Origin of the sequence: Larsenimonas rhizosphaerae (genome assembly GCF_026240105.1) — a bacterium.
In the GTDB taxonomy this organism is placed as follows: Bacteria; Pseudomonadota; Gammaproteobacteria; order Pseudomonadales; family Halomonadaceae; genus Larsenimonas; species Larsenimonas rhizosphaerae.
Genome location: NZ_JAPIVE010000007.1, coordinates 2,116 through 5,563, shown reverse-complemented (window position 1 = coordinate 5,563; position 3,448 = coordinate 2,116). Strand labels below are relative to the sequence as shown.

Sequence of the window (3,448 nt, the reverse complement as noted above, 5' to 3'; positions counted from 1 at the left end):
ACCGGATACGTATAATACGCATCCACTCGCTACACGGCACAGCCGGTAATGAGACGCTCTTTAACAAGTCGATCAGGTAATTTGTGTGGGCGCTTGGCTCGGGGTGATGATCACATCACCAAATATCGAGATCAAGCGACTCGTCAAGAGTAGTAGAAGTCTCGAGCCAGAATTGTCACCTCAAGTGACTAATTGATTTAAAACTGAAGAGTTTGATCATGGCTCAGATTGAACGCTGGCGGCAGGCTTAACACATGCAAGTCGAGCGGTAACAGGTCCAGCTTGCTGGATGCTGACGAGCGGCGGACGGGTGAGTAATGCATAGGAATCTGCCCGATAGTGGGGGATAACCTGGGGAAACCCAGGCTAATACCGCATACGTCCTACGGGAGAAAGCAGGGGATCTTCGGACCTTGCGCTATCGGATGAGCCTATGTCGGATTAGCTTGTTGGTGAGGTAATGGCTCACCAAGGCGACGATCCGTAGCTGGTCTGAGAGGATGATCAGCCACACTGGGACTGAGACACGGCCCAGACTCCTACGGGAGGCAGCAGTGGGGAATATTGGACAATGGGCGAAAGCCTGATCCAGCCATGCCGCGTGTGTGAAGAAGGCTTTCGGGTTGTAAAGCACTTTCAGCGGGGAAGAAATCCTGACGGTCAATACCCGTCAGGGGCGACATCACCCGCAGAAGAAGCACCGGCTAACTCCGTGCCAGCAGCCGCGGTAATACGGAGGGTGCAAGCGTTAATCGGAATTACTGGGCGTAAAGGGCGCGTAGGCGGTCTGTCACGCCGGGTGTGAAAGCCCCGGGCTCAACCTGGGAATTGCATCCGGAACGGGCGGACTTGAGTGCAGGAGAGGAAGGTAGAATTCCCGGTGTAGCGGTGAAATGCGTAGAGATCGGGAGGAATACCAGTGGCGAAGGCGGCCTTCTGGACTGACACTGACGCTGAGGCGCGAAAGCGTGGGTAGCAAACAGGATTAGATACCCTGGTAGTCCACGCCGTAAACGATGTCTACTAGCCGTTGGGTCCCTTGAGGACTTGGTGGCGCAGTTAACGCAATAAGTAGACCGCCTGGGGAGTACGGCCGCAAGGCTAAAACTCAAATGAATTGACGGGGGCCCGCACAAGCGGTGGAGCATGTGGTTTAATTCGATGCAACGCGAAGAACCTTACCTACCCTTGACATCCAGAGAAGTCGCTAGAGATAGCTTCGTGCCTTCGGGAACTCTGAGACAGGTGCTGCATGGCTGTCGTCAGCTCGTGTTGTGAAATGTTGGGTTAAGTCCCGTAACGAGCGCAACCCCTATCCCTATTTGCCAGCGGTCCGGCCGGGAACTCTAGGGAGACTGCCGGTGACAAACCGGAGGAAGGTGGGGACGACGTCAAGTCATCATGGCCCTTACGGGTAGGGCTACACACGTGCTACAATGGCAGGTACAAAGGGTTGCGAAGCGGCGACGTGAAGCTAATCCCATAAAGCCTGCCTCAGTCCGGATTGGAGTCTGCAACTCGACTCCATGAAGTCGGAATCGCTAGTAATCGTGGATCAGAATGCCACGGTGAATACGTTCCCGGGCCTTGTACACACCGCCCGTCACACCATGGGAGTGGACTGCACCAGAAGTGGTTAGCTTAACCTTCGGGAGAGCGATCACCACGGTGTGGTTCACGACTGGGGTGAAGTCGTAACAAGGTAGCCGTAGGGGAACCTGCGGCTGGATCACCTCCTTAAACGATATGACACACCCCGGCCAACGCGCCCACAACAAATTACCTGATCGGATAGAGCGAAGACTGTTTGGGTCTGTAGCTCAGTTGGTTAGAGCGCACCCCTGATAAGGGTGAGGTCGGCAGTTCGAGTCTGCCCAGACCCACCAAATTTATTCAGTTCGCCCTCGATTGATGACCTGCTCTCCTTGAGCACATCACGACCATGACCTGAATGAATATCAAGGGGCCATAGCTCAGCTGGGAGAGCGCCTGCCTTGCACGCAGGAGGTCAGCGGTTCGATCCCGCTTGGCTCCACCATCTCTCTCGACAGTCTCCGTAGTACCCTGTAAGGGTATAGTGAAAAGATGACAGTTCATGTCGTTTTCTCACTGTTCCTTGAACAGTACGCTCTTTAACAATATGGATCATGCTGACGCAGGTCAGTGTCATGAACGCCTTCAGGCAACTGGAGTGCTGTGAACGATGCTGATCTGCAAAATTGAGATACGTTTCAAGCGTATCCGGCGAATCGTACTAAGAACGATTAATCACTGATCAGACCCCTTGGGGTTATATGGTCAAGCGATTAAGCGCACACGGTGGATGCCTAGGCAGTCAGAGGCGATGAAAGACGTGATAGCCTGCGATAAGCGTCGGTGAGGTGGCAAATAACCTGTGACCCGGCGATCTCTGAATGGGGAAACCCACTTACCATCAGGTAAGTATCCATGAGTGAATACATAGCTCATGGAGGCGAACCGGGGGAACTGAAACATCTAAGTACCCCGAGGAAAAGAAATCAACCGAGATTCCCCAAGTAGCGGCGAGCGAACGGGGACCAGCCCTTAAGCCATGGGGCCAATAAGCGAACAGGGTGGGAAACCTGACGATACAGGGTGATAGTCCCGTAGCTGAAATTCAACCATGGTGAAATCGAGTAGGTCGGGGCACGAGAAACCCTGACTGAACATGGGGGGACCATCCTCCAAGGCTAAATACTCCTGACTGACCGATAGTGAACCAGTACCGTGAGGGAAAGGCGAAAAGAACCCCGGAGAGGGGAGTGAAATAGATCCTGAAACCGTGTGCGTACAAGCAGTGGGAGCAGACTTGTTCTGTGACTGCGTACCTTTTGTATAATGGGTCAGCGACTTATTTTCAGTAGCGAGCTTAACCGTATAGGGGAGGCGTAGGGAAACCGAGTCTTAAATGGGCGATCAGTTGCTGGAAATAGACCCGAAACCGGGCGATCTATCCATGGGCAGGTTGAAGGTTGAGTAACATCAACTGGAGGACCGAACTCAAGTATGTTGAAAAATGCTGAGATGACCTGTGGATCGGAGTGAAAGGCTAATCAAGCCCGGAGATAGCTGGTTCTCCTCGAAAACTATTTAGGTAGTGCCTCACGTATCACCGCCGGGGGTAGAGCACTGTTTCGGCTAGGGGCCCATCCCGGGTTACCAACCCGAGGCAAACTCCGAATACCGGTGAGTGCAGCGTGGGAGACACACGGCGGGTGCTAACGTCCGTCGTGAAAAGGGAAACAACCCAGACCGCCAGCTAAGGCCCCCAATTCCTGGTTAAGTGGGAAACGATGTGGGAAGGCTCAGACAGCTAGGAGGTTGGCTTAGAAGCAGCCATCCTTTAAAGAAAGCGTAATAGCTCACTAGTCGAGTCGGCCTGCGCGGAAGATGTAACGGGGCTCAAACCAGGAGCCGAAGCTGCGGG

General features: G+C 53.8%; 2 tRNA genes and 2 rRNA genes (1 of these 4 cut by a window edge). All 4 read left to right on the top strand.

The features are described 5' to 3' along the window. Positions 1-200: 200 nt before the first annotated feature. Positions 201-1,740, top strand: a 16S ribosomal RNA gene (locus OQ287_RS15225). Positions 1,741-1,809: 69 nt separating this feature from the next. Beyond that, positions 1,810-1,886, top strand: a tRNA-Ile gene (locus OQ287_RS15220). A 76-nt stretch (positions 1,887-1,962) separates the two neighbouring features. After that, positions 1,963-2,038 (top strand) — tRNA-Ala (locus tag OQ287_RS15215). Positions 2,039-2,296: 258 nt separating this feature from the next. Beyond that, a 23S ribosomal RNA gene (locus OQ287_RS15210) occupies positions 2,297-3,448 on the top strand (it continues 1,842 nt past the right edge of the window). Together the 16S and 23S rRNA genes with 2 tRNA genes alongside form the textbook arrangement of a ribosomal RNA operon.